This window comes from Anaerococcus sp. C0059F3 (genome assembly GCF_056590475.1).
Genome location: NZ_JBWPWE010000008.1, coordinates 80,317 through 105,543, shown reverse-complemented (window position 1 = coordinate 105,543; position 25,227 = coordinate 80,317). Strand labels below are relative to the sequence as shown.

At 35.6% G+C, this 25,227-nt stretch carries 30 protein-coding genes and 1 tRNA gene; 8 read left to right on the top strand and 23 right to left on the bottom strand.

The window, feature by feature from the left end; genetic code table 11:
• Positions 1–8: 8 nt before the first annotated feature.
• The 4 genes from AC1EJ5_RS06730 to cls all read right to left on the bottom strand — a co-directional run bounded on the left by AC1EJ5_RS06730 (position 9) and on the right by cls (position 4,197).
• A complete protein-coding gene (locus AC1EJ5_RS06730; RefSeq protein WP_479815315.1) occupies positions 9–1,241 on the bottom strand; it encodes a hypothetical protein in 1,233 nt (410 codons plus the stop codon).
• Positions 1,238–2,101, bottom strand: a complete 864-nt coding sequence (locus AC1EJ5_RS06725) for an ATP-binding cassette domain-containing protein (RefSeq protein WP_311479662.1) — start codon at positions 2,099–2,101, stop codon at positions 1,238–1,240. Before AC1EJ5_RS06725 ends, AC1EJ5_RS06730 begins: the two co-directional genes overlap by 4 nt.
• The gene (locus AC1EJ5_RS06720; protein ID WP_223419532.1) at positions 2,091–2,465 is read right to left on the bottom strand and encodes a GntR family transcriptional regulator; all 375 of its coding nucleotides are present in this window, start codon (positions 2,463–2,465) and stop codon (positions 2,091–2,093) included. The genes AC1EJ5_RS06725 and AC1EJ5_RS06720 overlap by 11 nt, the downstream gene beginning before the upstream one ends.
• Positions 2,466–2,598: 133 nt before the next feature.
• The gene (cls, locus tag AC1EJ5_RS06715; protein WP_479815312.1) at positions 2,599–4,197 is read right to left on the bottom strand and encodes a cardiolipin synthase; all 1,599 of its coding nucleotides are present in this window, start codon (positions 4,195–4,197) and stop codon (positions 2,599–2,601) included.
• An 87-nt stretch (positions 4,198–4,284) separates the two neighbouring features.
• On the opposite strand from cls, the gene AC1EJ5_RS06710 reads away from it, so the two are divergent.
• The 6 genes from AC1EJ5_RS06710 (at position 4,285) to AC1EJ5_RS06685 (ending at position 8,544) form a co-directional block, all read left to right on the top strand.
• Positions 4,285–5,043 carry a bifunctional hydroxymethylpyrimidine kinase/phosphomethylpyrimidine kinase gene (locus AC1EJ5_RS06710; protein ID WP_479815310.1) on the top strand — a complete coding sequence of 253 codons (759 nt, stop codon included), beginning with the start codon at positions 4,285–4,287 and terminating at the stop codon, positions 5,041–5,043.
• 1 nt (position 5,044) lies between these two features.
• Entirely contained in the window at positions 5,045–6,391 is a 1,347-nt protein-coding gene (locus AC1EJ5_RS06705; protein ID WP_479815308.1) for an MATE family efflux transporter, read from the top strand.
• A gap of 9 nt (positions 6,392–6,400) precedes the next feature.
• A complete protein-coding gene (locus tag AC1EJ5_RS06700; RefSeq protein WP_223419523.1) occupies positions 6,401–6,667 on the top strand; it encodes a hypothetical protein in 267 nt (88 codons plus the stop codon).
• Positions 6,668–6,745: 78 nt separating this feature from the next.
• Positions 6,746–6,821, top strand: a tRNA-Ala gene (locus tag AC1EJ5_RS06695).
• A gap of 407 nt (positions 6,822–7,228) precedes the next feature.
• Complete coding sequence (locus AC1EJ5_RS06690; RefSeq protein WP_479815306.1) at positions 7,229–8,032, top strand: class I SAM-dependent methyltransferase; 804 nt, start codon at positions 7,229–7,231, stop codon at positions 8,030–8,032.
• Complete coding sequence (locus tag AC1EJ5_RS06685) at positions 8,029–8,544, top strand: GNAT family N-acetyltransferase (protein ID WP_479815304.1); 516 nt, start codon at positions 8,029–8,031, stop codon at positions 8,542–8,544. The genes AC1EJ5_RS06690 and AC1EJ5_RS06685 overlap by 4 nt, the downstream gene beginning before the upstream one ends.
• Before the next feature lie 74 nt (positions 8,545–8,618).
• Here the strand turns inward: AC1EJ5_RS06685 and AC1EJ5_RS06680 are convergent, their stop codons facing one another.
• The 3 genes from AC1EJ5_RS06680 to AC1EJ5_RS06670 all read right to left on the bottom strand — a co-directional run bounded on the left by AC1EJ5_RS06680 (position 8,619) and on the right by AC1EJ5_RS06670 (position 10,462).
• Positions 8,619–9,737: a hypothetical protein gene (locus tag AC1EJ5_RS06680; protein WP_479815302.1), complete on the bottom strand. Its 1,119-nt coding sequence runs from the start codon at positions 9,735–9,737 to the stop codon at positions 8,619–8,621.
• Between the two features lie 129 nt (positions 9,738–9,866).
• A complete protein-coding gene (locus tag AC1EJ5_RS06675; protein WP_348937464.1) occupies positions 9,867–10,172 on the bottom strand; it encodes a hypothetical protein in 306 nt (101 codons plus the stop codon).
• A complete protein-coding gene (locus tag AC1EJ5_RS06670) occupies positions 10,169–10,462 on the bottom strand; it encodes a DUF2089 family protein (RefSeq protein WP_223419512.1) in 294 nt (97 codons plus the stop codon). The genes AC1EJ5_RS06675 and AC1EJ5_RS06670 overlap by 4 nt, the downstream gene beginning before the upstream one ends.
• A 150-nt stretch (positions 10,463–10,612) precedes the next feature.
• Between AC1EJ5_RS06670 and gloA the strand changes: the two genes are divergently transcribed.
• A complete protein-coding gene (gene gloA, locus AC1EJ5_RS06665; RefSeq protein ID WP_308748691.1) occupies positions 10,613–10,996 on the top strand; it encodes a lactoylglutathione lyase in 384 nt (127 codons plus the stop codon).
• Between the two features lie 55 nt (positions 10,997–11,051).
• Here the strand turns inward: gloA and AC1EJ5_RS06660 are convergent, their stop codons facing one another.
• From AC1EJ5_RS06660 to AC1EJ5_RS06595, 14 genes are all read right to left on the bottom strand, one after another.
• Positions 11,052–12,425, bottom strand: a complete 1,374-nt coding sequence (locus AC1EJ5_RS06660) for an alanine/glycine:cation symporter family protein (protein WP_308748690.1) — start codon at positions 12,423–12,425, stop codon at positions 11,052–11,054.
• Positions 12,426–12,439: 14 nt separating this feature from the next.
• A complete protein-coding gene (locus AC1EJ5_RS06655; RefSeq protein ID WP_479815300.1) occupies positions 12,440–13,396 on the bottom strand; it encodes a D-2-hydroxyacid dehydrogenase in 957 nt (318 codons plus the stop codon).
• Positions 13,374–14,213 carry a PHP domain-containing protein gene (locus AC1EJ5_RS06650; RefSeq protein WP_479815298.1) on the bottom strand — a complete coding sequence of 280 codons (840 nt, stop codon included), beginning with the start codon at positions 14,211–14,213 and terminating at the stop codon, positions 13,374–13,376. Before AC1EJ5_RS06650 ends, AC1EJ5_RS06655 begins: the two co-directional genes overlap by 23 nt.
• A 72-nt stretch (positions 14,214–14,285) precedes the next feature.
• Complete coding sequence (locus AC1EJ5_RS06645) at positions 14,286–14,525, bottom strand: Veg family protein (RefSeq protein WP_209771007.1); 240 nt, start codon at positions 14,523–14,525, stop codon at positions 14,286–14,288.
• 148 nt (positions 14,526–14,673) lie between these two features.
• Positions 14,674–16,062: an aminopeptidase gene (locus tag AC1EJ5_RS06640; protein WP_479815296.1), complete on the bottom strand. Its 1,389-nt coding sequence runs from the start codon at positions 16,060–16,062 to the stop codon at positions 14,674–14,676.
• A 135-nt stretch (positions 16,063–16,197) separates the two neighbouring features.
• Positions 16,198–16,737 (bottom strand): hypothetical protein, encoded by a 540-nt coding sequence (locus AC1EJ5_RS06635; protein ID WP_479815294.1) that lies wholly within the window; start codon positions 16,735–16,737, stop codon positions 16,198–16,200.
• 45 nt (positions 16,738–16,782) lie between these two features.
• Complete coding sequence (locus AC1EJ5_RS06630; protein WP_311486906.1) at positions 16,783–16,950, bottom strand: hypothetical protein; 168 nt, start codon at positions 16,948–16,950, stop codon at positions 16,783–16,785.
• A gap of 251 nt (positions 16,951–17,201) precedes the next feature.
• Positions 17,202–17,777: a hypothetical protein gene (locus AC1EJ5_RS06625; RefSeq protein WP_479815292.1), complete on the bottom strand. Its 576-nt coding sequence runs from the start codon at positions 17,775–17,777 to the stop codon at positions 17,202–17,204.
• Positions 17,778–18,154: 377 nt separating this feature from the next.
• Positions 18,155–18,718 (bottom strand): DUF4829 domain-containing protein, encoded by a 564-nt coding sequence (locus tag AC1EJ5_RS06620; protein ID WP_479815290.1) that lies wholly within the window; start codon positions 18,716–18,718, stop codon positions 18,155–18,157.
• 45 nt (positions 18,719–18,763) lie between these two features.
• Positions 18,764–18,898 (bottom strand): hypothetical protein, encoded by a 135-nt coding sequence (locus tag AC1EJ5_RS06615; protein WP_348937453.1) that lies wholly within the window; start codon positions 18,896–18,898, stop codon positions 18,764–18,766.
• A 79-nt stretch (positions 18,899–18,977) separates the two neighbouring features.
• Positions 18,978–19,631, bottom strand: coding sequence for a hypothetical protein (locus AC1EJ5_RS06610; protein ID WP_479815288.1), 654 nt, complete (start codon positions 19,629–19,631; stop codon positions 18,978–18,980).
• A gap of 137 nt (positions 19,632–19,768) precedes the next feature.
• Positions 19,769–21,616 (bottom strand): molecular chaperone HtpG, encoded by a 1,848-nt coding sequence (gene htpG, locus AC1EJ5_RS06605; protein ID WP_479815286.1) that lies wholly within the window; start codon positions 21,614–21,616, stop codon positions 19,769–19,771.
• 92 nt (positions 21,617–21,708) lie between these two features.
• Entirely contained in the window at positions 21,709–22,359 is a 651-nt protein-coding gene (gene trhA, locus AC1EJ5_RS06600; protein ID WP_479815284.1) for a PAQR family membrane homeostasis protein TrhA, read from the bottom strand.
• A complete protein-coding gene (locus tag AC1EJ5_RS06595) occupies positions 22,346–22,678 on the bottom strand; it encodes a hypothetical protein (RefSeq protein ID WP_479815282.1) in 333 nt (110 codons plus the stop codon). Before AC1EJ5_RS06595 ends, trhA begins: the two co-directional genes overlap by 14 nt.
• 82 nt (positions 22,679–22,760) lie before the next feature.
• Between AC1EJ5_RS06595 and AC1EJ5_RS06590 the strand changes: the two genes are divergently transcribed.
• Positions 22,761–22,970 (top strand): DUF1858 domain-containing protein, encoded by a 210-nt coding sequence (locus AC1EJ5_RS06590; protein ID WP_223419485.1) that lies wholly within the window; start codon positions 22,761–22,763, stop codon positions 22,968–22,970.
• Between the two features lie 52 nt (positions 22,971–23,022).
• On the opposite strand, the gene AC1EJ5_RS06585 is transcribed toward AC1EJ5_RS06590, so the two are convergent.
• Both AC1EJ5_RS06585 and AC1EJ5_RS06580 read right to left on the bottom strand, forming a co-directional pair.
• Positions 23,023–23,538 carry an NUDIX hydrolase gene (locus tag AC1EJ5_RS06585; protein ID WP_348937449.1) on the bottom strand — a complete coding sequence of 172 codons (516 nt, stop codon included), beginning with the start codon at positions 23,536–23,538 and terminating at the stop codon, positions 23,023–23,025.
• 44 nt (positions 23,539–23,582) lie between these two features.
• Positions 23,583–25,226, bottom strand: coding sequence for a putative manganese-dependent inorganic diphosphatase (locus tag AC1EJ5_RS06580; RefSeq protein ID WP_479815280.1), 1,644 nt, complete (start codon positions 25,224–25,226; stop codon positions 23,583–23,585).
• Position 25,227 lies beyond the last annotated feature (1 nt).

Below are 25,227 nucleotides of genomic sequence, written 5' to 3'. Positions count from 1 at the left end.
CTCTCCTCTTAAAATTTAAGTCTTATCTTAAATAGGATATCAAATAACTTGTAAGATATCAAGAGTGAAAGGGCGTAGGCTAGGATTCTTAGGATAATATTCCCCTCTCCTGAGCTTATTAAACCAGCTATTATCACAAAGAGGATGGAAGTTAAGGATAAGATTCCTGCCCACTTGCAAATCTCTGATAAGGCCTTATTTTTAACCATGTAACCAGATCTTTCTGCAGAAGACCTGCCTATTAAGAAGTAGGTTCCAACAGCTATTATTAAGGCAACTACCAAACCAGCCCAAAGAGTTGATGTCTTATCAAAACTTGCATTTAAGAGTGATAGGAAGACCTGACTTGCTGGGCTTAAGGTTCCTTTAAAATCATAGTAGGCATCGTTGAAAGTTCCTGGATAGGTGTCGCCAAATATTCCCAAAAAGGAAAATATTATAAGTTTAAACCATTCTACAAAACCTATGGCAATTATAGAAAGTCCTATGTGGCCAAGGAAGTTTCCAGCTAAAAGTCCTAAGGATACGCCAACAAGAGATGCTGACACAAGGGAAATCATTGATTTCATAAGGAAGATTCCGATTTTTGCAAAACTTGCTATTTCTGAAAATACTGAGCCCTTAATTGTAATGGTCACCATTAGGATATTTATTATAAACAAGGCGAGTCCAAATACTAGGGCCACCCCTATTTTCATCAAAAATTCCCTTTTCTTTGACCAAGGAAGCATCCTGGTAAAGTCATAGTAGTTTAGGGATTCTTCGATAGATGTAAGTCCCATCGAGATTATCATTATAAAGACAAGAGATAGGGCCATGGAGCTTGTAATTTTTTCTGTCATGTCTGACTTGTAGTCATTAAGCTTTTCCATTCCCCACATAAATTCCTCATAGGTAGATTGTTTATCCCAAAGGTCGTCTTTGTTGAGTTTTTCCATATATTCTTCATCATAAGACCTTTCTTTCCTATATCTTAGCTTATACTTTTTGGCAAAAGCATCCGCAGTTTTTTCTGCATCTTTTAGATATTTTTCATCGATTTTTTGATCTTCCGGATAAGTTTTCTCCTCACCAAGATATTTTTCCATTGTTCTTACATTGTCTGTAATCCTAAAGGCGTCCAATTTTAAATTGCTCTTAACCCCAAGAGTGTTAAAAAGGGTGATGAAAAATCCGAAAAGGATAATCCAAATTGCATACCTCTTCCAAGTTAGTTTGAGTAGTTTCCCAAAATCTTTCATATTTCACCTCCAGCTTCCATATAGAAGTAGTCTTCTATCTTAAGGTCTAACATATCGTATTGGACAATCCCATCGTCTGATAAATACTCACTTAAGACCTTATCATCAGCCTTAATTAGGATAACCTTGACCCTGCCGAGAGATGATACAAGGACAGAATTATCTGCCAAAGCCTGTGGAAGTTTGTCTTTGACAACAACTTGGACCTTCCTAATATTTTTTGTATCTACACTTGTATTTTTAAGCCTGCCGTCCTTAGAAAGGTATAAAATCTCCTCGCAAATGCCTGTCAAATGGTCCAAATCGTGGCTTGAAGCAAGAACGGTTCTCCCTTCTTCCTTGGCATCTAGAATATAAGAAAGGATTAGTTTTTTATTTAAAACGTCCATCCCATCAAGGACCTCATCAACGAGGAGGATATCAGCCTTTGATGCAAGGATTGTGATTAATCCTAATAGGTTTTTTTGCCCCTTGGAGAGGTTTCTGATATTTTGGTTTGGATCAATTTCGTTTTTGTTTATTTCAGTAAAGAAATAATCACTGTCAAAGTTTTCATAGCTTATTTTGTAAAATTCTGGCAGGTCTTTTGCCTTATAAAAGCTAAAGTAATCAAACCTGTCTGGCAAAAATCCTATGTGGGAAATGAGTTTTGGATTTTCGCTTAATTTCTTCTTATCAAGAGTAAATTCGCCTGAGTCAGCCAAATATATCCCGCAAAGGATTTTAAGGAGGGTTGTCTTTCCTGACCCGTTCCTTCCGACAATGCCTGTTATTGTCCCTGGCATAAGGCTAAAAGACACGTCTTTTAGGACCTGGTTTTTGCCAAAGGCCTTGCTGATATTGTTAACTTCAAATAACATCTATCTCACCTTCTACTTTCTCATACAATTCGATGACTTCTTCCTTAGAAATCTTAAGGAAAATTGCTTGGGATAGGTCTTCTTCAAGCTTTTCAATAAATTCGTCTCTCTTTAGGTCGATTTTTTCGCTATTAAGCTCTATAACAGTCCCTATACCTGGTTGGGTTTTAATAATACCTTGGTTTGACAACTCTTTAAATGCCTTTGAAACTGTTGTTTGGTTTATCAAAAGTTCCTTGGATAATTCTCTTACAGATGGAAACTTATCCCCATTTTGAAGGTAGCCTGCCGCAATGGCGACCTTGGATTGCTCAACAATCTGCATATAAAGAGGAGTCTCTGAATTTGGATCTAATTTAAACATCTTAACTCCTTACTGTTTGGTCATACACCATACATCTTATTATCATTATATCAAGGATTGGTTTTTTGTCAAATAAAAAAAGGCCAGAATAATCTAGCCTTAATTAGCTTTATAAAATTTTTCCCAATTGTAATTACATCAGAGGAGCAAATGGTTTTAAGAGTTTTCCTACAATTTTTGTTGATGTTTTCATATTTATGACGTCTTCATCTGTCACAAGTTTAGAAACTTCAAAAAATTCGTCAAAGTCTTCTTTGATTGTTTCAAGACTTTTTGATTTATAGACCAAGACCCCACATTCAAAGTTTTGGTAAAGGGCTCTGTAGTCGAGGTTGATTGTGCCGACCACGCCTATTTCTCCATCGGCTAGCCATGTCTTTGAGTGGACAAATCCAGGAGTGTATTCATAAATTTTTACACCGTATTTTAGAAGTTCTGCATAATGATTTTTTGCCAAGGTAAAGGCGACTTTTTTGTCTGGTATATGAGGAATACAAAGCCTCACGTCGACTCCCTTTTTTGCCGCACTTTGAAGGGCAGAAATTATCTCGTCATCAACAATTAAATAAGGAGTCATGGCATAAACATAGTCCCTGGCGTTATTTACCATGTCTAGGTAAATATTTTTGCAAAGGCGTTCGTCGTCTGTAGGATTATCCGCAAAAGGAATGTAGTAGCCGTCTTCTTCCTGGGCAGTCACATATTCCAAATATGGTCCAAAATCTTCGATGACCTCGTCTTTTTTTGCAGCATTCCACATAGTCAAGAAAAGAACGGTTAGGCTTTCAACAGCCTCTCCCTCAACTCTCAAACCACAATCCTTCCAGTGGCCAAAACGCTCATACCTGTTGATATACTCATCAGCTAGGTTTATTCCACCGGTATAGCCAACCTTGCCGTCAACAACCATAACTTTCCTGTGGTCTCTGTTGTTTAGGTAGGTTGAAACAATTGGATACATTTTGGAAAAGACCCTAAATTTAATACCAAACTCTTCCATTTCATCTTCAAAATTTGAATGAAGCCTGGTAATAAGGTTTGATCCGTCGATTAAAAGCCTTACTTCAACGCCTTGGTTGACCTTTTCAACCAAAAGCTCAAGGATAGTCCCCCACATATAGCCGTAATCGAGAATAAAAAATTCCATGAAAATATATTCTTTGGCATTTTTAATATCTTCTATCATGGACTCAAACATATGGTCCCCGAGTTTGAAATATTGGGATGAGGTAGATTTATAAGCGGAGAATCCGCCGATGTTTTTAAGATAGGTAGAAAGATTGATAAACCTCTTATCCTTTGTCGCCATGAGTTCCTTATGAGTTAGGGACCTTTGGTGGTAAATCCTAGATTCCACTTCAAGGTCAATTACCCTCTTGTGTTCACGCCTGTAACCAATTTTAAAATATGCCATCCAAAAGGCAATAATAGCGAAGGTAGGCGCCACAAAGATAAAAAGAGACCAAGATAATTTCATATAAGGATTCATATCGTCAATATTTAGAATTACCATCATCATGATAAAACTTAGGATAGACGAACCTCCAAAGAGATAATATTGGTTGATGCCAAGGTACCTATAAAGGCTAATTAGGATAAATATTTGAAATAAAATCATAAAGGCAAAAAGTCCTGCCCTAGAGAATATCAGTGATCCCAAGCCCTTCTTAGTCTTCTTGACATATTTATTTTCTTTAATTTTATTAACAACATTTTTTGCTTGGTCGTTCATATTATTACTATACTTCTTTTAAGTTAGATATCTTTAAATATTTGACTTATTATTTCAAATCAATAGAATAATGCCAAGGAGTTTTAAATGAAAAATGTACTAATTCTAAATGACTTCGTATCCAAGGGGAAAATAGCCGGAAGGCTAATGGCACCAGTCCTTTCTTATATGGATTGTGAAGTTTTTTTGCTGCCAACAGCGATGATAGCAAACAACTTTTCCCTAGGTGGAAATGCTTTTTTTAATATAGATCCCTTTATCAAGGAAAGTCTTGCAAACTGGGAGAATTTAGGAATCAAATTTGACTTAATTTTTATTGGCTACATAGAAAACGCCAGCCAAAAAGAAATGATAAAAGATTTTATAAAAAATCTCGATTACAAACCAACCATTGTCTTTGACCCAATCATGGGCGATGACGGTGCCCTTTATCCAGGCCTTGATGAGACTAAGGTCGCAAATTACAAGGGTTTTGTAGATATAGCTGACATCATAATACCAAATGAGACTGAGGCAAAATTTCTAGACCTAGATATAAATAAGCTTACAAAAAATGGCAAGAAAATCATAGTAACATCCGCAAATAAGGACGGAAAACCAGCCGTTCTTTACTATGACGGCGAAGAAAATGCCATTTTCTATGATAAAAAAGACATCAAAGTCGGAGGTTCTGGCGATCTCTTTGACGGACTTTTTATAGGCTATCTTTTAAAAGATTTTGATATTCCAAAAGCAATCGAAAAAACTTGTCAGGATATAATTAAAATCATAGTTGCAAATGAAAAGAAAAATCCAGGTGCAATTGAGATAAATATTGAAAAATACCTGACTTTGATAGGAGCCTAGGATGGAAAGAAATAGGAAAACTTATTTTAAAAAATCCTTATCCATAGCTTGGCCGGCAGTCCTTGAATTTTTCTTTGTGTCAATAGCAGGCTTTATCGATACCTTCATGGTTTCAAGTTTAGGACCTGCGGCAATAGCTGCAATTGGTCTTACAATCCAGCCGAAGTTTTTGTCCTTGTCAGTCTTTTTTGCCATAAACGCTGCAGTTTCGGCTTTAATAGCCAGACGCCAAGGCGAAGGCAAAAGGGATAAGGCAAACGTGACCCTTACAACCGCCCTCTACATCATGGTGTTTTTTGTTATATTTGTAGACTTGTTGATGATACCCTTCGCAGGGAAAATCCTTGAACTTGCTGGATCAAACACAGAAACCCACAAATTGGCCTACGATTATTACATGATAATAATGATAGGACTAATCTTTAATGCCCTATCCATGCTCATAAATGCGGCTCACAGGGGCTGTGGCAACACTCAAATCGCCTTTATTTCAAATATGGTATCGTCAGTTGTAAATATCAGCCTAAACTTTTTGCTAATTGAAGGAAGGTTTGGCTTCCCAAGGATGGGAGTCAGAGGTGCAGCCCTTGCGACAGTCTTGGGAACTGTGGTCGCAACAATAATGTGCCTTATATCTTTAATCGATAAAAATTCTTATATGAATTTTAGGACCATGGCAAAAAATAAATTCAAATTCTCTATGGAAATTGCTGGAGAAATTAAAAACCTAGCCGTAAACCTCTTTGTGGAAAATATTTCAGCAAGGATTGGCTTTATGATTACAGCAATTACAGCCGCAAGGCTTGGTACAGAGGCCTTTGCCGCCCACAACGTCGGTATGAACCTTCTTGGCCTATCCTTCTCCTTTGGTGACGGTATGCAAGTGGCAGCCATTGCCCTTACAGGAAACGCCCTAGGAGCAGGCCATAAGGACGAAGCCCTCAAACTCGGCAAGTCTTGCCAAGAATTAGGCTTTATATTTTCGGTAATAATATCGTTAATAATGATATTTTTCGGCAGAAATATATTTTCTATATTTTTTTATGAAAATCATATACTGGACATGGGCGTTCTAATTTCAAGGTTTCTGACAATTATTGTCCTCCTACAAATCTCACAAGTTATATATGGGGGTTGCTTAAGAGCCGCAGGTGATGTAAAATATACGTTAGGAGTTGCACTCGTGTCTGTAACCTTTATCAGATCCATAGTAACTCTTATCTGTGTCAATGTCCTAAACCTAGGACTTGCCGGTATCTGGATTGGTATCCTATCTGACCAGGCATCAAGATTTTTGAGTTTAAGACACAGATTTAATTTAGGAGAATGGGTACACAAGAAAATATAGGAGGGTACTATGAAAAAATTATTTTCTCTATTAGCTCTAGCATTAGTGCTAAGCGCATGTGGTAACTCAGCTGACAAAAAAGCAGAAGAACCAACAGAAACAACTACTAAAACAGAAGCTCCAGCTGAAGAAAAAGCTGAAGAAAAAGTTGAAGATGCAAAAGATGCTCAAGAAGATGCTGACAAAGCAGAAGATGAAGCAAAAGATGCAGCTAAAGATGCAGCTGAAGAAAAAGTAGAAAAAGAAACAGAATCAAAAGACAAAGGAAATAACTAATAGTAATTTCACTAAGTCAGAAAGCCACTCTTACGGGTGGCTTTTAAATTTCTTCTATGGTATAATAAACTTGTATTTGGGGAATTAGCTCAGCTGGGAGAGCGCTTGGCTGGCAGCCAAGAGGTCAGGGGTTCAAGTCCCCTATTCTCCACCAAATAGCAAAAACCGAGGCTTTGGCCTCGGATTTTTTTGTCTTATAAATTTATGATATAATATTATTATCCCCGATAGAAAGGGGGTGATGCCCTATGGGGGAAATACTCATGATAATTTTATCATCATTTGTATTACCTTTGCTAGCTAATATTCTTTTTGAATTATGGAAAGAAAAACGTAGCAAAGACAAAAAGCAGGACTGACACTCCTGCTTTTTTGATGCCCCATTTCTGGGAAATACTCTTCATTTGTATCACAAAGTTTGAAAGCTTTGTGGCTTTTTTGGCTGGATAAGAGGTGGCTTCTCTTACTCAAATTATATACTAATTTCCCTAATTTTTCAAGTTCAATCAATTATACCACACTATCTTATATTGGGGTATGTTTATATAAGAGGAGAATCTTATGGATATGGAAAAGATAATAAAAATTGATGATGATTTAAAAAGAAATGAAGAGCTCTATAAGCTTTTTGATGAAGAAAAGCGTCTTAAATCAAGGACTGGACTTATTGAGAAAAACACTACCCAAAGGGAAATAGATAAATTAATAAATGCAAATTCTACAGTTCTTGACATCGGGGCTGGGACTGGAGTTTATACAATCCATCTTGCCCCTAAAGTTAAAGAAGTTACTGCCTTTGAGCCATCTAGTTCAAATTTTAAGACCTTAGAGCAAAAAACAAAAGAATTTTCAAATATAAAGTCCTATAATATGTCATCTTTCGACCTAAAAGATTTACAAGCAAATTATTTTGACCTAGTCTTAATCTTCGGACCCATGTACCATCTCTCTGATGAAAAAGACAGAAAGGACGTACTAAAAGAAGCCAAAAGAGTCTGCAAGGATGGTGGCCACATCTTAATTTCCTTTATAAATCACGATATGGTTTTAATTAGCGAAACAATAAACTTTAACACAGATATTTTTTCAGGACCTAGCTATAATATTGAAAAACAAAGGTTAATTGATAGGCCATTTGTATTTTTCAAACTCAATGAAGCGAGAAAAATGATTGAAGAATCGGATATAAAAATAAAAGAAATAATAGCTAGCGATGGATTCGCAGAAGTATTGAGTGAAAAGCTTGAGGAAATGACTGAAGAATCATTTAAACATTATTTAGACTGGCACTTAAGACACTGCAAAGACCCAGAAACACTAGGCGCAACGAACCACCTTCTTTTTGTATGCAAAAATAAAAAATGAAAAAAATAAAACTATATCTCCCAATAGAAAACGAATTAGACTTTGCAAAAAATATCCTAAATGATCCTGCCACCATGGCCTACAACAAAGGTTATGATTTGCCTTTTCCTGGCTATGATAAGAAAACTGGCACTATCACCCATGATGACACCTATCGGAAAAAATGGTATGACCTTTATTTTTCAAATCCAAGCAAATATTTTTACGCCTATATTTATGACAAAGATTTAAAAACCTTTGTAGGAGATGTTAATTTTCATCCTTCAAAACTTAATGATTTTACAAGGGATATAGGAATTGTGATTAAAGACGAATTTAGGGGCCAAGGCTACGGCAAGGCTGGTCTTAAGCTTTTAATAAATGAAGCTTTTTCCTTTGATTCTATAAGGGCTCTTGCCAATAATTTTGAAAAAGACCGTGCAGTTGCTTTGAAAATCCATAAAGATTTAGGTTTTAAAATCCTTTATGAATCTCATGGAATAATTTACTTAGAGATTAAAAATAAATTTTAAAAAAATGAAGACATAAAAAATGTACCAAGTTTTCAAACGACGAAACTTGGTACATTTTATTTATTATTAAAATCTTATTCCAAAACTTTTACCTGGTGCATCCTTGGGGCATCCATTGGTAGGCTCACGTCTGTTTGCCAGTGGCCGTCAGTGTTTGTGAAGCTTATTGTAATTTTTTGCCCATCATAACCCATCATATCTTCTGGAAGGCCTATTATGCCTACATTTCTTGTATCATCTCCGCTTCCATCGCCCGATTGCATTGTGACATCCATTGGCTTATCTAGGATAAGGACTGCATAATATTTTCCTGTATCTGGAACAGCCTTTGGGTTTAACTGTTGATAGTTCACTAGTTCAGAGTGACTAAATACTCTCACACTTCCTGTTGCGATCATATTTCCGGCATTACGCTCAGCTTTAATTTTCTCTTCTAATGACTTGTCTGTATCTTCCTTGCTTCCTTCTTTTTCGCCCTTTGCTTGGTCTAAAGATTTGATGTATTCGCCATCTTTGATTTTTGCCAAGTCATTAAGCTTATCCCTATCATCAATTTCAAAAAATTCTATCTCTTTAGAATCATCTGGACCTAGGGTATCAATTCTTCCTTCCCAAATGACTTCTCTTTCTAGCTTAAGAATATCATCTTCAACAGAACTTGTGATTTTTTCTTGTTGACCTTCTCCTGTCCCTGACATAAAAGTTGTGTAGATTAGGGCATCGTAATCAGCATTTTGTGCAAGCATTCCCCTAAAACCACCAGCAGGTGCAACCCCTATTGATATTGGATCTTCATCATAAAATACATCTGTAAAATCATCATTTGCAGTAAATAATTTGAGATAAGATATGCCAAAATCAGTCTCTTCCGCTACTAAAAGCTGTGGATAATCACCTTGGTCTGTTTTCACAAGGGCGTAGGAATAGGTGAATTCTCCTTCTTCTATGCCTGAAATTTTATAAGAATCAATTTCATCTAGGACCTTATTATATAATTTAGCTAATTTTTCATTATTTTCACTAGGATTTTTCTCCTCTTCGACCTTTTCCTCTTTTTTCTCGTCTGCCACTTCTTTCTTTTGTACGATTTCTGAACTATCCTCTGTATTTTCATTAGGTTTTTCTGAACAAGCTGCAAGACTTAGGGCAAGAGCTAAGGTAAGGCTTGATATTTTAATTAGTTTTTTATTCATTTCTTCTCCTATAATAATTTGAATTTAAAATTTATAATTACTATAAATTATATCAAATATAGAAAAATATTTCAAATGCTGATTAAAATAGATTTCAATATAAAAGAGCAAGCCGAAGCTTGCTACATTTTACATATCCATTATTTCCATCTTGTCTAGTTCGTCTTTTTGTTTTTCTTTATTGTCGTAGTACCTGTAAATTAAGTAGTAGATTATTGTTGGAATGTTAGCTATTACCATTGTTGTAAGGACTGCCATCCACCAATTACCATCATCTGCTATATTTAACATATATATTATCGATATTATAAAAGAAAGCCCTGGTAGGATTAGGCCTGCCCTTCCCTTTGTATATTTACATATCAAAATTTGCAAAATTAATGGTACGAACAAAATTAAAATTGCTATTACTGAGTTTGCTGCAGCTAGCTTCATTTCTCTTCTCCTTCTTTCTTGTATTCTTCAATCAAAATCTTGGCTGCATCTAGGGTGATTTTCCCATCTATGGCCATTGATTTTATAAGGCTCACATAGGACTTATCTTCCTTGTCGGCTAATTTTATTTTTTCAATCAACCTATCAAGCCTTAATCTCACCGTTGGGTAGGATACGCCGTAGATTGCTGCCATTTCCTTTAAGGATCCCGATTCTAGGATAAATCTCTTGATAAAGTCGATTTCGCTATCATCGAGATTTTCAATCCATTCTCTTTTATCATTTCCCATGGCATCCTCCTTTGTTAATACCATTATAAGCCTAAATAATATTAAAGTCAACTTTAATTTTATTAAAAATTATTAAAAGCTAATCCTAAATAATATTTTAGGTGAATAATATTTCCCCTTTTGGGTTATATATAAAATAAGGAGGAGCTTATGAAATTTTTACACACAATGGTAAGAGTTAAGGACCTTGAAAAGTCCTTTAAGTTTTATACAGAAGAATTAGGTTTTGTAGAATCAAGAAGAAAGGAATTTCCTGAAAAGAAATTTGACTTAGTTTATCTAAAACTACCACAAAGTCCTGATTATGAATTAGAATTAACCTACAATTACGACCAAGAAGAAGGCTACGAAATCGGCACAGGCTACGGCCACATAGCCATTTCTAACCCTGATATCAATACTCTTAGGGAGAAATTAATGAAAAAAGGATATGAAGTGACAGAAATCAGAGGCCTAACACCAAATTCAAACAAGTATTTCTTTGTGACTGACCCAGATGGATATAGGATTGAAATTATCCAAATGGCTGACTAATCAATAAAAAATCCGGATTTGGCTTTGACCTTATCCGGATTTCTTTTTCTTTAATTTATAATTTGTATTCTTTTTCTCTTTTCCAAATAGGATCTTCTATACCCTGAGCTTTTTGTCTTTCGTAGTCGGCCATAACTTCTTTTACCTTTCCAAAAAGTAAAAATAAGCTAATTACGTTGATAAATACGATTATACCAACAAATACGTCTATGATTCCCCAGACTACTTCAAGGTCTAGTTTAGTTGATATAATAAACATTGCAAAGGCTGTGAGCCTATAAATCCAAAGCGGGATTTTTGCTTCTTCCTTAAATATTAATAATACATTTGTTTCACCATAAAATAAGTCTGCAATTAGGGTTGTAAAACCAAACATAAGCATGGCAAAGAAAATCATCCACCTACCAAGATTTCCTAGTTGTGACTGGAAGGCGTCTTGGACTAGGACTATGCCGTCATTGCCATTTCCTAAAACTCCTGTAAGCATAATTGCAAAGGCTGTTAGGGTACAGATAATTATAGTTGTTACGAAAGTTCCAAACATTCCCAAAAATCCTTGTTCTGCAGGATGTGCCACATCTGCTGATGCGTGCATTATACCTGCTATACCATTACCTGCGTCATTTGAAAATAACCCCCTTGCAACACCATACCTAAAGGTTGTCATAATTGTATAGCCACCAAGTCCTGCAAAAGCTTGTTTGATGCCAAAGGCACCTTTGAAAATATCTGAAAACATTGCTGGCACCTTAGTAATATTTGTAAGTAGGATAAATAAAACTGCTAATATGTATAAACCGGCCATGACTGGCACAATTTTTGAAGAAATATCTGTAAGCCTTTTAACTCCGCCAATTGTAACTATTGCCGCTATTATTGTAACAACTATTCCAACGTAGATTGGGTTGATATTTGATACTCCTGTAAGGGCTTGGGCGATTGAGTTTGTCTGCATAAAAGCTATGCAAAGTCCAACTCCAATTATGTAGAAAAATGCAGTTATAACTGACATGACTTTTGATTTAAGGCCAAACCTTACATAGTATGCAGGTCCTCCCCTGTAGGTACCGTCAGTCAATTTCACCCTATAAATTTGACCTAGGACTGTTTCAGCAAAGGTAATTATCATCCCAAGTAAGGCTGTAATCCACATCCAGAAAATCGCTCCAGGTCCACCTGCCACAAGGGCTGTGGCAACTCCTACTAGAGATCCTGTACCAACTTGGCCGCCAACAGCTGTTGCAAGGGCAGCAAAGCCTGATACATTTGAATCAGATTTTAGATTTTTCTTTATTACGTGGAATATGTCCTTTGCGTAGCGAAACTGTGGAAAGCCTAACCTTATCGAATAATAAAGACCTACGCCCAAGAGAACATAACCAATCACATTGGCCCACATAAAGTTTGCTATTTCAATAAAAATATTCATAATACTCCTTTAATTTACAAGATTTTTCCCATCATTTTTTCAAATGCCTTAATATTATCAATTGCGATTCTTAAAAGTCTTTCCCTCGTTTCAACAGGTCCCCAGGCCATGTGTGGGGTAATGATAATATTATCATAGGCTAAAAGCGGGTTGTCATCGTTAATTGGTTCGGTTTTATTTACGTCAAGTCCTGCCGCAAAAACTTTCCCAGTATCAAGGCCAGCCATCAAGGCTTTTTCATCAATCAAACCACCCCTGGCTGTATTTATAATAATAACACCGTCTTTCATCTTTGAAATAGCCTCTTCATTGATTATATTTTCTGTATTCTTAGTCAAAGGCAGGTGAAGGTCGATAATATCAGCTTTGGCATAAATTTCATCAAGGCTCGCATATTTTACATAGGCCTTAGCTTCCTCATTTTCACTGCGATTGTAGGCCAAAACTTCCATGCCCATGGCCTTATAAATCTTTGCTGCTGCAAGGCCAATTTTTCCCAGCCCCAAAAGTCCAATGGTTTTACCGTAGAGTTCTATAAGTGGATAGTCACCGAAATACCAAAAACCTGCTTTCTTCCAGCGACCAGATTTCACTTCCCTATCGTGGTGGCCAACCCTTGTGGTAATTTCAAGAAGGAGGGCTAAGGAAAACTGAGCCACAGCCTCTGTTCCGTATGCTGGCACATTTGTCACTGCAATTCCCAAATCTTTGGCCGCCTTGGTGTCAATGTTATCAAAACCAGTTGATAAGACCCCTATATATTTCAAATTCGGAAGATTTTCCATTATTTCCCTGGTGATTTTCACATAGCAAACCAGTAAAATTTCCGCATCCTTGGCTCTTTTTATGATTTCTTCACTATCATTTGGACATTCTTTATAGACTGTGAGATTTCCAAGCTTTTCTAAATCATTAAAAGAAATATCTCCCGGATTTAAGGGTTTAGAGTCAAGAATTACGATATTTTTCATAAAAACCCTCCTCTAGGTTTTTAAATTCATCTTCATTTAAGCCATAATCACCAAGTTCAAAACGGCCTAGCCTGTGAAAGTCAGAACCACCTGACATTAGAAGATCAAGTCTATTTGCAAAATCTTTCGCCCTATCAAAATCTCCATCCTTCATCCTAGAATGGTTGATTTCAATAGCTCTAAGTCCCATTTCCTTGTATTTTCCAATCTCATCCCAGTTATCGTACTCTTGGGGATGGGCAAGGATTGATAGGCCTCCATCTTTATTTACAGCCGCTATTGCGTCTTTTACAGGAATATAGCCCATGGTCCTTGCAAGGTCGTCAGTGGTTTTTTCGTGGAAAATATCCTTAAAACCGACTCCTTCCATTCTTTCTGGGTATTTTGCCATCATTGCCCAAAAAATATCTGACTTATATATTATGGAATTTTTTGCAAAAGTTTTTAAATAGGTGTAATCCAGGTCAAAACCATCTTCCGCAAGCTTTGGCAAAAGAGAAATGTGGTAGGCTTCTCTTTTTTTATTAGTAATGGCATTAAGCTTGTCAATTTCCGGTGTTTTTTCAGGTAAAAATAAACCCACTATGTGGACTTTTTTATGAGAATCAAAGTCATATGCCGATATTTCAAGGCCCTTAATTAGCCTAATATCAAAGTCTTTGCCGATTTCCTTTATTTTTTCAAAATGGTCTGCCCTGTCGTGATCAGTTATGGCCATGGTTTTGATTCCTGCCCCCACAGCCATTTCTATTACTTCTTTTATATCATAGTCACCATCAGAATATGATGTGTGCATGTGTAAATCTGCGTATTTCATACTACCTCTCAATATTTATAATCTATCTATATGAACAAAAAAAGGGACTGTTTTTTTAACAGCCCCGTATTTTTATTTGTTTGGAGTCAATTTTACTGCTGATGTTAAAATATCTGAATATGTGTAAGATATTGTTCTTTCAACATCAAAGTCATTGTTGACCTTAACTGTAAACACACTTGGAAATGCACTTACAATGACACCTGTCTTAGTTTTTACTCTCTTCCTGCCCATATCGGCCTTAAGAATTACTTCCTTACCAACCGAATTTTCTACTTCTTTTCTAATATCGTGAACTGATCTTTGTGCCATTTAATCATCCTTCCATTTGATACTTGTATCATTATACTTCCAGATGATGCTTTAGTCAAGAAAAACTATTATTATACACTAGCTAAAACGAATGTCAAATATTTTTCAAAGTTTTTTAATTCCTAGTAAATGCGTAGAATTCAATATCTTAAATGTATTTAAAGAATCCTAAATATGCCTTGTAGGTTTGGTAAAGGTCGGCTTTTGAAATTAATTCTAGAGGTGCGTGCATGGATACCACTGGAGTACCGCAATCAACCACAGACATACCGTATTCTGCAAGGATATAGGCGATTGTACCGCCGCCACCTTGGTCGATTTTACCAAGTTCACCTGTTTGCCAAATTGCATTTTCTTTTGCAAAGGCAAGCCTTACTTCAGATAAATATTCGCCGTCAGCATCATTTGAGCCGCCTTTTCCACGAGAACCTGTATATTTGGTTAGGGCCACACCATGGCCAAGCTTGGCTGTATTCATTGGTTCTGTTGCATCAAGATAGCCAGGATCTTCTGCAAGGGTTACATCTGCAGAAAGGACCTTAGAAGATCTCAAAGCTCTCTTTAGGCTAACAATATTACCCTTGCCTTGGGCATTTAGGATCTCAAGGACCATGTCTTCGAAAAATTGGCTGGTCATGCCTGTTGCACCAACAGATCCGATTTCTTCCTTGTCAACATAAAGACCTACTAGAGTTTTTTCTGGAGTATCCTCGCCTGCTTGAAGGATTGCCTTTAGAGAAGCAAAAGAACATACCTTATCGTCGTGGCCATAAGCCATAATCATTGATCTGTCAAAGCCAACGTCACGTGCCTTAGTCGCTGGAACTACATTAAGTTCTGCCACCATAAAGTCATCTTCTTCAAGGCCATAATTTTCTTTTAGGAATTTCAAAACATTTTTCTTGATAGGATTTTCTTTTTCATCCTTAAGAGGAATTGATCCTACCATGATATTGAGTTTTTCACCTTCTATAACTTCGCCTGCCTTCTTTTGGTTAAGGTCAGCTGATAGGTGGACTAAAAGCTCAGAGATGAAAAATACTGGATCATCATCCTTTTCACCTATTGATATTTCAACCTTTTTGCCATCCTTTGTAAAGGCAACGCCCACAAGACTTAATGGAATATTTGTCCATTGGTATTTTTTGATACCGCCATAATAGTGGGTTTTTAAATAAGCTGCGTGGCTTTCTTCAAAAAGTGGAACTGGCTTAAGGTCAAGCCTTGGGCTATCTAAATGGGAACCAACAATGGTCATACCAGCTTCAAGATTCTTAGAACCAAGGACAAATAAAGCCACAGCCTTATCTCTATTAATAGCATAGGCCTTAGCCCCAGCCTTAACTTCATTATCCTTAATTAGGTCATCAAGTGGCCTAAAACCAGCCTCTTCCGCTCTTTTAATAATTTCCTTAACAGCCATTCTCTCTGTCTTAGACTTATCCATAAAGCCAAGATAATCCTTAGAAAAAACGTCCAAATCTTTAAGCTCTGCCTCAGTCAATTCAAGCCAGGCAGATTTTCTAATATCTTCCATACTTCCTCCAATAAAAAAGGGAAATTTCCCCTCGATATTATTTATATTATTACTATACTGGTTTATTGTCGATTTTTAATAGGAAAATTAAAAGCGACTAGATTTATTTCTAGTCGCCTTTGATGCAAAGATCTCTTAATAAGATACTTTTATTTTTAAAAGATAGTCCGCTTTTTTATCCTTAAATAGCTTATCCACTTCATCTACATTCGCCCATTTTAGTAAAATTTCTGAAGTTTCTTCTCTTGCAACATTAAGCACAAATTTTTGTACAGCTGGAGATGGGCCTTCAAGCATATTTTCGTTTTTAATTGGAAAATCAATCATACTGTAAGAAACTAAATTCAAATATTCTTTCTCATCAAAACTCCAATAATTAATAGGAAGACGTTGAGGAAGAACAATCTCAACAATATCGCTATCTTGATCCATTTTAACTTCTATTTCAGAACCCATATGTGATTCTCCTACAAGATCTATAGGATAAGCTTTGTTGTTTATCATTACCACATTGTTTTGTGGATATCCCTTATCATCGACAGGAAACTCCATTTCTTTGTCATCTGATACAGGCTCTTTGCTACAACTTGTCAGTAAAAACATAACAGAAAGCAAAAAGGAACCAATCAAAATAGTCAAAACTTTCTTAAAACTCAAAGACTTAGTATAATTCATAAAACCCACCTTTCTTTTTCATTTTTAGCAATAATTTACATATTTTTAATTAGCAGATCTGTTAATTATATTTTTAATTTTTTCAGTAACATCACCTTCAATAATGTATGTCTTAACTATTTTGCCATTTTCATAATATTCTATATAAGTATCATTTTCAGCATAAATCAACAACTTAGTTTTACCATTACTTACAATTTTAATAAATTTCATTGGTTCTATCTTTAACCAATAATCTTTATTTAACTCTTTAATATCATTTGCAATTAAAAAATCAGATAGGTCTTTTTTTATTTCTTTTGTAAACTTTACATTTTTATAGGCATCTCCTTCACAAAACTCTATTTCATAATAATTTTCTGGTAAAATTTCTCTTATTTTTTCATAGCTTTTGTCATTATTAAAGTATAAAAATATAATAATAACACCAATAAAAGATATTATAGATATGAGTAAAACACTTTTTATTTGTGCCCATTTAATTTCTCCTCTAATTCCATATCCTCAATATATAGCAGAGCCAACTCTTTATCCGATTTGTTCATTTTATCAAGATTTTTCTTTAAGATTTCAATATTCTTTTCAGTTGTGTCTAGTGTCGCTACATATCCTGGATTTAGGTTTTCATTAATATAGTTAACAACTAGCTCATATCCATCTGGTTCATAATAAGCTTTGCCATTTTTGCTTTTATAATACTCATTATCATCAACCAAATAATCCATTTTATTTAATAAGCTAGAACTTGCCTTTTTAGCGATTTCTTTACTAGAAAGCTCAGGATACATATCTTTAAACATATTATATGCATCTATATAATTCTGGGTGTATAGTTTAACCTCATCACTACTCAAGCCAGGTTTTAACTCTAACAAATCTTTTTGAAAGCTTTCAAGATTATATTCTTTATCAAAATATTCAAACTCCTTCCACTTGCCCTTGTGTATTTCCGAGTCGATCTTTGATGTTTGTGCGAATAAATTTCCCATACTTACTGCTATTATCAACATAATTATTAAAAAAACAACCTTCTTTTTCATAATTTTGTTTCCCCTCCACATGCAAAAATAGTTTAACACACTATATTTTTTAAACTTAAATTTAATTATCTCTAAAGTAATGAAATCCATAGCTTGCAAAGTTATTATTACTTTCTACTGGGATTTCCTTATAGGTTTTATCTTTGAACCATTTTTCTCTAAAATTTTCAATACCTTTTCTACTTGTTCTTCAAGTTCTCCCCTCTTTGGGATAAATAAGGTGTATTTTGATGCGAATATTTTATTTGATAAGTTACTAGTGGATATTTTGCTTGGACTCCGTCCTTATCTGTACATAGGATTATCTCTATTAGTTCATTTGCTAATCTCTTAATTAAGATTAATAAAAAGTAAGCCTTTCGGCTAGCTTTTACATTTTAATAACCCTGATCTTCTATCTTCCATACCCTATCTTTGTCTTTTCGAACTAAGATCCAACTGTAATCCTTGTATTCTCCCTTACTTAATACAGGATTTTCCCCACTTATGTCAAAATCTGAAAATAGTACGATAACATCATTTGGATCTATATCAGTGCCCTTGCCTTTTCCATATTCCATAAAATCTTTTATCGCATCTTCCGATTTATCTTCATCGTAGCGAAGTGATTTTAATTTTGAGCCAGGGAATGAAAAATTATCCTTTACTACTTTAATTGCAGAATCTATTTCTTCATCGCTAAATTTACTAGAATCACCTATGTCGATTGTAATATCTCCATCTGTTTTCCCTTTACATCCTGTTAATGAAAATAAAAATATTATAGCAAGAAGAATTTTAAAACCACGTTTCATAATATTTCCTCCTCTGACTATATATACCATATCCATATAATAATTTGTGGTGGCGAGGCTTACCACATACATAAAACCCTTGCCAAGTTCAAGAAAGATTTTTTCAATATGGTCTATAAGTGCCTTTCCTAAATCACTTTCCATCATTGGTTTTTTATGGCAAGCCTAAAAATTCAAATACATAAGAGGCTTTTACAAGGTTAGATGCCTTATTAATTCCATTGACCTGCCTAAAATTACTCCACATTCTCTTTCAAATTTTTCTAATTTACCTTTCTCTCTAAGAAGGACTTCTATTTCATTAAATTTTATCGGATCAATTAGCATAAATAATCTCTATTCTCTTGCTAAACAACAGCTTTAATTAAATTTCAATAATAGCTTATATATTCTATCTAAGGATTTTTTATCTAACAAAAGGAAAAAAATTATTAATTAATATTGCAAATCCAATACTGCATATGCTCATTAATATGGTTTCTTTAAGCGAATCTCTTCTTAATACTACTAAGCCAATTATAAATACTGGCAAATCTAAAGCTGATATTGGGTCTATGTACCACTGGCCAAAGACAAAAGTCATATTAAATAAAACTCCTAAAATTAGGCTTGCTATGATAAATGACCACCTACCCTTGCCTTTTGAATACCATGAAATAAAGGCCAATATTGGAGATAGGATGGTAAATCCAAACCAAATCATGGCGTAGGTTTTTGGGAAAAATCCCGCAATATAATTTGAATAAAGATAATAGCTTGTGACCATGGCAAGAAAAAATACAAAAACATTAAGGCTTGCCCTTGCTGGAGAATTGCTATAAATTGAAATGCATATGGCTAGTAAGGCCCAAATTGAAAATCCTCCTAGGAAATTATGGAGGTCCACTACCTCATCTATATACATAAGCAGACCTTTTAGGTCAGCTTGTTTATAATCTAAATACTTTGAAAAAGTCCCTAATGTTAAACCAAGAAGTAATATAAATATTGTATTAATAATTTTTCTACTAATTGAAATATCTTTTTCTACAGACCTTATAGGATTTAAAAACTCAATCATTGATATAGTAACCTCCCATATTTATTTATAACATTATACCCATTACAAAAACAATCTATCCCATATTTTCATAAATAAATTCATATCAAAAAAAGGAAAGCACAGTTTATTCCGCACTTTCCTTTTATAATTATTTATTAAATAAGTTTCCAAATATTTTTAGCATATGCCACAGGGTCTTCGATTTCTAGGCCTTCTATGAGCCTTGCTTGGTCTAGTAAGAGTCCTGCTATCATTTTCGCCTTATCTTTATCTTCCTTGTAGGCTTTTTCTAAGAGGTCGTAGGCCTTAGTTTTTGTTGAGATTTCTAAGACTTTTTCTGCCTTTATGCCGAAGGCATTTGGTTGGTTTTTTAGGGTCTTTTCCATTTCGATTGAGACTTCTCCTCTTTCCTTGATTAGGGATGGGACGTCTTCTAATTTGTCTGTAAAGGTCACATCTACCACGTCTTCTGGCATGGCTTCTTTGATAAAGGAGATGATTTCGCTATCTTCCTTATCTTCGTCCTTAGACTCTTCCTCTGCAGTGATTGATTTAAATTTTAGTCCTTGGTATTCTCCTAGCATCTTGATTAAAAATTCATCTAAGGCCTTGTCTAAGAGAAGGACGTCCTTGTCTTCGTCTACCATTTTAAGGGCTGGGGAAGACTTGATTTTTTCAAGGGATTCGCCTGTGCCGTAGTAGATAAATTCGGCTGTTGATGGGGCAGCTTCCTTGTATTCTTTTAGGCTTATCAGTTTATCTTCTTTTCTAGAATGGAAGAAAAGTAGGTCTTGTAAATCTTCCTTGTTTGCCCCGTAGGATTCGTAGATGGAAACCTTGATGGAGTCGGCAAATTCTTTGTAGAATTTTTCGTAGTCTTCCCTATTTTTCTCCATCATTTCCTTAAGATGAGCGTTGATTTTTTTGTTGATTTGTTTTGAAATTACCCTTAATTGCCTATTTTGTTGGAGGGTTTCCCTTGAAATATTTAGGGTAAGGTCGTCAGATTCTACCACACCTTTTACAAAGGAATAGGCATCGTCTAGGATTTCATCACAAGAATCCATGATTTTTACTCCGTGAGAATATAGCTCAAGGCCGATTTGTCTGTCTTTTGAATAATAATCAAAAGGTGCCTTTTCTGGAATGTATAAAAGTGCCCTAAATTCAACTAGGCCTTCCGCTTTGAAATGAACCCATGAAAGTGGCTTATCAAAGCCAAAGTGACTTTCTTGGTAGAAATTTATATAATCTTCATCTGTGAGATTTTTCTTATCTTCCTTCCAAATTGGTTTGTCAGAATTGAGGACGGTCATATCCCTGTAATCTTCGTACTCTGGCTTATCTTCTGGGGAACCTTCCTTGATTCTGGTCTTTGTGATTTCCATCTTGATTGGGTACCTAATATAGTTTGAATACTTGGTGATAAGACCTCTAATTGTGTTTTGATCTAGATAAATATCGTAATTTTCATCTTCTGTATTTTCTCTCAAATGAAGAATTACATCAGTTCCTGTGCTTGCCTTACTTGCTTCCTTGATAGTAAAGCCGTCCGCATCTTCGCTTTCCCAAATATAGGCCTTTTTTGATCCGTGTTTTTTAGATAAAACTTCAATTTTTTCTGCAACCATAAAGGCAGAATAAAAACCGACACCAAATTGACCAATTAAGTCTTTGATGTCTGATAAATCAACAGACTTCCTAAAGGCTTCGGTGCCGGATTTGGCAATGGTTCCGAGGTTATTTTCTAGGTCTTCCTCATCCATTCCAATACCTAAATCCCTAATTGTAAGAGTTCTTTCTTCCTTATTTGGGATGATTTCTATAAAATAATCGTCCTTATTTGTTGTAGTATCGGACTTTAAATCCTCGTAATATAGCTTATCTAGGGCGTCTGAGGCATTTGAAATAAGCTCTCTTAAAAATATCTCCTTGTTTGTATAAATTGAGTGAATCATAAGATCCATTACTTTTTTGGCTTCCGCCTTAAATTCTTGTTTCATATCTAATCCTCCTTGAGAATTTTTAATAAAAATAAATTAGCAGTCTATATGTTCGACTGCTAATACTATACTTATATTTACTTTTCTTGCAATTATCCCAGGTATTTTATATTGCCATAAAGCATGACAAAGGCTGCAACAAGGATAAAGATGTGCCAGATGGCGTGGTTGTAAGGAATTTTTTTGATGGCATAAAACACAGCCCCAATTGTATAAAATAGGCCACCTAAAACCAAAAACAAAATATAGGAAATGCCAATATACTTATAAATTTGATACAAAAGCAAAACTGAAATCCAACCCATGGCCATGTAGATAATCATGGAAGCTTTTTTGATCCTGTCTTCATTGCCAGTTGCAAAAGCTATTATGTTCATAGAAATTCCTGTGATGGCCAAAATCCAAATGATTACAAAAATCACTATGGAAAAGGTCGACTTTAGGCCGATTAAAATGATTGGTGTGTAGGAACCTGCGATTGTAAGGTAGATTACTCCGTGGTCGATGGCCCTAAAAATCGTACGAGCAAGGGGATTTGTCATCGAATGGTAGAGGCTTGATGCCAAAAACATCAGGGCGATGGCAATAAAATACATAAGCCAGGCCAAGAAAGCTACTATATCTCCGGACTTGTAGGTTGAAATTACAAGGGGTAGGAAAAATATCAGGCTCAAGATAAAACCCAAAAGGTGGGTTGCAATATTTAAAAATTCTTCAGATTTAGAATATTTAATTATCCTCATTTCTAACCTCCCTAATTAGGTCCACGACTTCTTTTTGTAGCTTTAATCTTTGATTAATAAGATCTTTCTTTTCCTTTTCTATCCTTTTATTTTCCTTTATTGTAAGGATGACAAGGCCAGCTAAATAGCCAACAAAGATAAAGGCTAGGCTCTGGGTGGTGGAAAGTTTTATAAGACTTGCTATTAAAAATCCTCCTAGACCGATTGCAAAAGGCCCTACAAAGAGCCTCGCAAAGCTAGGCTTTGCCCCCTCATTGATTTTGTTATTTATAGCCAAAAGTTCTTTTTGTTTTTCATTTATTAATTCTTTCTTATCCATAGTCCCTCCTATACCCTAGTATTTTACTTTGATTATTTCCCCTTTGGTAGTAAAATGTTTATATATGAAAAAGGGGGTTAATATGACCGAAAATACTCAAAACAAAGTAACTATCACACGTGATATGATAATAGGCGATATAATCCAAGCTAAACCTGAAGCTATCAACACTCTTATGATGAGTGGCATGGGTTGCATAGCATGTCCAACAGCTCTTTATGAGACCCTTGAAGAAGCTTGCATGGTTCACGGCATGGATCCAGATTATTTGCTTGAACAATTAAACGACTAAGATTAGTCTTTCAAAATCGTCCCGAGCTTAGGCTTGGTGGCGATTTTTTTATTTAATATTTCATAAAATCCCTATCGTCATTGAGGTCAAAAAGTAATTCCAAGTAAGATTTTTTATATTTTACAAATTCTCCCTTAGAAAGTAGGTCTAAAACCTCAGCACGACTTGCCCAGCGGGCGGCCTTGACCTCTTCTTTTTGTAGTTTTAAATCCTCAATATTTATATTTTTTCTTAGAATAAAAAAATCATCAAAACCCTGGTCGAAATTGGCAGTTAGAATTGGCCTGATGCTTGTAAAATCAAAGTCAAGACCAAGTTCTTCCTTAAGTTCTCTCCTTGCTCCCTCAAAGGAATTTTCGCCAGCCTGGCAGGCACCTCCACAAGTCAAATCCCAAAGTCCACCCATTTTCTTGTGATCAGCCCTTTGTTGGATAAGCAATTCTCCCTTGTCATTAAAAATTAGGATATGGACGATTAACCTAAGTCCTCCAGATGGAATTGGTTCTTTTCTTGGATAGGTTTTGCCAGTTCTTTTCCTGTATTTATCATAAATATCTAAAATTTCCATTTTTTCTCCTAGCAAAAAAGCCTGCCACAAAGGCAAGCTTATATTTATGCTTTAATAATTGCAGCTGTAAGCTTTGGTATTACTTGTTTTTTACGAGATAGAACTCCCTCAGCATTTATTGTGCCATTTGGAGTTAGTTCTCCAAATTCTTCTTGGATGTCGTCGTAATATTCGCCAACAACAAGGAGTTCAGACCTTTGGTTAAAGATGTCTGTGAGAACAAGGACAAAGGTATCTTCGCCTCTTTCCTTGATCTTGGCTGCCATTTGCTTTTTAAGGTCGTCCATAATTGGCACTAGCTCTTCAGGATTCATTGTGAAAACTTGGCCTACTCTGACGTTGGCATCGCCGATTGTAAAGGTCTTGATATCGCCTTCTATTAGGTCTTTGGCAGATTTTCCCTTAAGTGAAGTACCGGCCCTAAACATCTTGTCGGCAAATTCTTCTGGATTAATACCTGCAATCTTGCTCATCCTGTCAAGGATTCTCTTGTCGGTATCAGTTGTAGTTGGTGACCTAAATAATAAGGTGTCAGAAATTATTGCCGCACAAAGTATGCCTGCGATTTCTCTAGAAGGCCTGATACCTGATTCTAGGTACATTTCGCTTATTATTGTGGCTGTTGATCCAACTGGCTCTGCCCTGAAAAATACAGGAGAAGTTGTAAGAATATTTGCCACCCTGTGGTGGTCGATAATTTCTATAATCTCAGCTTCATCTATATCGTCGATTGATTGGTTTCTCTCGTTGTGGTCAACTAAGATGAGTTTTTTCTTCTTTGATGAAATCAAATGATACCTAGAAACTGATCCTACAACCTTTTTTGTAGCGTCAACTACAGGATAGGACCTAAATCTGGACTTGGCCATAGCATCCCTTACTACATCAAGGGTGTCGTCGGTTTTGAAGTAAATCAAATTCTCAGTTGTCATTACCTGGCTAACTGGAATAGTCATTGGCAAAAGCCTTGAAGTCATAAAGGTGTTGTATTCTGTTGAAATAACTGCCACCTTATTTTCCTTGGCAATTTCGATTACCTCATCACTGAGGCCTGTTCCATTTGTAAGAATCAAAAGGGAAATATTTTGTTTTAGGATAATGTCATAGTCAGTCCTATTGCCAGCTATAACTATGTCGCCATCGGTGAAAATGTCTTTTAAATCTTCCTTGCTGCCGCCCATGGCAAAGACCATCATCCTGCCAGGAAAAGTTGGGTCTTCCTCGCCAAGATAAATAATTTTTGCAGCTAATACATCAATAATATTGTCAATTGGAGTGTGGGCACGACCTAAAATCCTATCGTCCCAAACATCCATATATGATTTTGTAATATTTGAAAGTGAAGCAATACCAACAATTTCCCCATCATTATCTACAACTGTTAGGGAATTTGTAGCGCCTTTTTGGAAGGTGTCCCAGGCCTTTCTGATTGGAATACTTGGGTCAATTATTGTTCCCTTATCAAAAGATAAATCGCCGACAGTAAGCTTCATAGATTCCTTGATTTCTGGTGGCTTTACCCCAAAATAATCAAGGACAAAACGGCTTTCTTGGGAGAGTTTTCCAAGTCTAATTGGAATGGCCTCATATTCTCCAAGCCTATTTTTTAGGTCAGCATAGGCAATGGCTGACATAATTGAGTCTGTATCTGGCTTTTTGTGGCCGGTTATATAAACTGTTTGTCTCATC

Coding starts and splice junctions, on each gene's coding strand:
- AC1EJ5_RS06730 (WP_479815315.1), bottom strand. CDS start 1,241: ATGAAAGATTTTGGGAAACTACTCAAACTAACTTGGAAGAGGTATGCA.
- AC1EJ5_RS06725 (WP_311479662.1), bottom strand. CDS start 2,101: ATGTTATTTGAAGTTAACAATATCAGCAAGGCCTTTGGCAAAAACCAG.
- AC1EJ5_RS06720 (WP_223419532.1), bottom strand. CDS start 2,465: ATGTTTAAATTAGATCCAAATTCAGAGACTCCTCTTTATATGCAGATT.
- cls (WP_479815312.1), bottom strand. CDS start 4,197: ATGAACGACCAAGCAAAAAATGTTGTTAATAAAATTAAAGAAAATAAA.
- AC1EJ5_RS06710 (WP_479815310.1), top strand. CDS start 4,285: ATGAAAAATGTACTAATTCTAAATGACTTCGTATCCAAGGGGAAAATA.
- AC1EJ5_RS06705 (WP_479815308.1), top strand. CDS start 5,045: ATGGAAAGAAATAGGAAAACTTATTTTAAAAAATCCTTATCCATAGCT.
- AC1EJ5_RS06700 (WP_223419523.1), top strand. CDS start 6,401: ATGAAAAAATTATTTTCTCTATTAGCTCTAGCATTAGTGCTAAGCGCA.
- AC1EJ5_RS06690 (WP_479815306.1), top strand. CDS start 7,229: ATGGATATGGAAAAGATAATAAAAATTGATGATGATTTAAAAAGAAAT.
- AC1EJ5_RS06685 (WP_479815304.1), top strand. CDS start 8,029: ATGAAAAAAATAAAACTATATCTCCCAATAGAAAACGAATTAGACTTT.
- AC1EJ5_RS06680 (WP_479815302.1), bottom strand. CDS start 9,737: ATGAATAAAAAACTAATTAAAATATCAAGCCTTACCTTAGCTCTTGCC.
- AC1EJ5_RS06675 (WP_348937464.1), bottom strand. CDS start 10,172: ATGAAGCTAGCTGCAGCAAACTCAGTAATAGCAATTTTAATTTTGTTC.
- AC1EJ5_RS06670 (WP_223419512.1), bottom strand. CDS start 10,462: ATGGGAAATGATAAAAGAGAATGGATTGAAAATCTCGATGATAGCGAA.
- gloA (WP_308748691.1), top strand. CDS start 10,613: ATGAAATTTTTACACACAATGGTAAGAGTTAAGGACCTTGAAAAGTCC.
- AC1EJ5_RS06660 (WP_308748690.1), bottom strand. CDS start 12,425: ATGAATATTTTTATTGAAATAGCAAACTTTATGTGGGCCAATGTGATT.
- AC1EJ5_RS06655 (WP_479815300.1), bottom strand. CDS start 13,396: ATGAAAAATATCGTAATTCTTGACTCTAAACCCTTAAATCCGGGAGAT.
- AC1EJ5_RS06650 (WP_479815298.1), bottom strand. CDS start 14,213: ATGAAATACGCAGATTTACACATGCACACATCATATTCTGATGGTGAC.
- AC1EJ5_RS06645 (WP_209771007.1), bottom strand. CDS start 14,525: ATGGCACAAAGATCAGTTCACGATATTAGAAAAGAAGTAGAAAATTCG.
- AC1EJ5_RS06640 (WP_479815296.1), bottom strand. CDS start 16,062: ATGGAAGATATTAGAAAATCTGCCTGGCTTGAATTGACTGAGGCAGAG.
- AC1EJ5_RS06635 (WP_479815294.1), bottom strand. CDS start 16,737: ATGAATTATACTAAGTCTTTGAGTTTTAAGAAAGTTTTGACTATTTTG.
- AC1EJ5_RS06630 (WP_311486906.1), bottom strand. CDS start 16,950: ATGAAATTTATTAAAATTGTAAGTAATGGTAAAACTAAGTTGTTGATT.
- AC1EJ5_RS06625 (WP_479815292.1), bottom strand. CDS start 17,777: ATGAAAAAGAAGGTTGTTTTTTTAATAATTATGTTGATAATAGCAGTA.
- AC1EJ5_RS06620 (WP_479815290.1), bottom strand. CDS start 18,718: ATGATGGAAAGTGATTTAGGAAAGGCACTTATAGACCATATTGAAAAA.
- AC1EJ5_RS06615 (WP_348937453.1), bottom strand. CDS start 18,898: ATGCTAATTGATCCGATAAAATTTAATGAAATAGAAGTCCTTCTTAGA.
- AC1EJ5_RS06610 (WP_479815288.1), bottom strand. CDS start 19,631: ATGATTGAGTTTTTAAATCCTATAAGGTCTGTAGAAAAAGATATTTCA.
- htpG (WP_479815286.1), bottom strand. CDS start 21,616: ATGAAACAAGAATTTAAGGCGGAAGCCAAAAAAGTAATGGATCTTATG.
- trhA (WP_479815284.1), bottom strand. CDS start 22,359: ATGAGGATAATTAAATATTCTAAATCTGAAGAATTTTTAAATATTGCA.
- AC1EJ5_RS06595 (WP_479815282.1), bottom strand. CDS start 22,678: ATGGATAAGAAAGAATTAATAAATGAAAAACAAAAAGAACTTTTGGCT.
- AC1EJ5_RS06590 (WP_223419485.1), top strand. CDS start 22,761: ATGACCGAAAATACTCAAAACAAAGTAACTATCACACGTGATATGATA.
- AC1EJ5_RS06585 (WP_348937449.1), bottom strand. CDS start 23,538: ATGGAAATTTTAGATATTTATGATAAATACAGGAAAAGAACTGGCAAA.
- AC1EJ5_RS06580 (WP_479815280.1), bottom strand. CDS start 25,226: ATGAGACAAACAGTTTATATAACCGGCCACAAAAAGCCAGATACAGAC.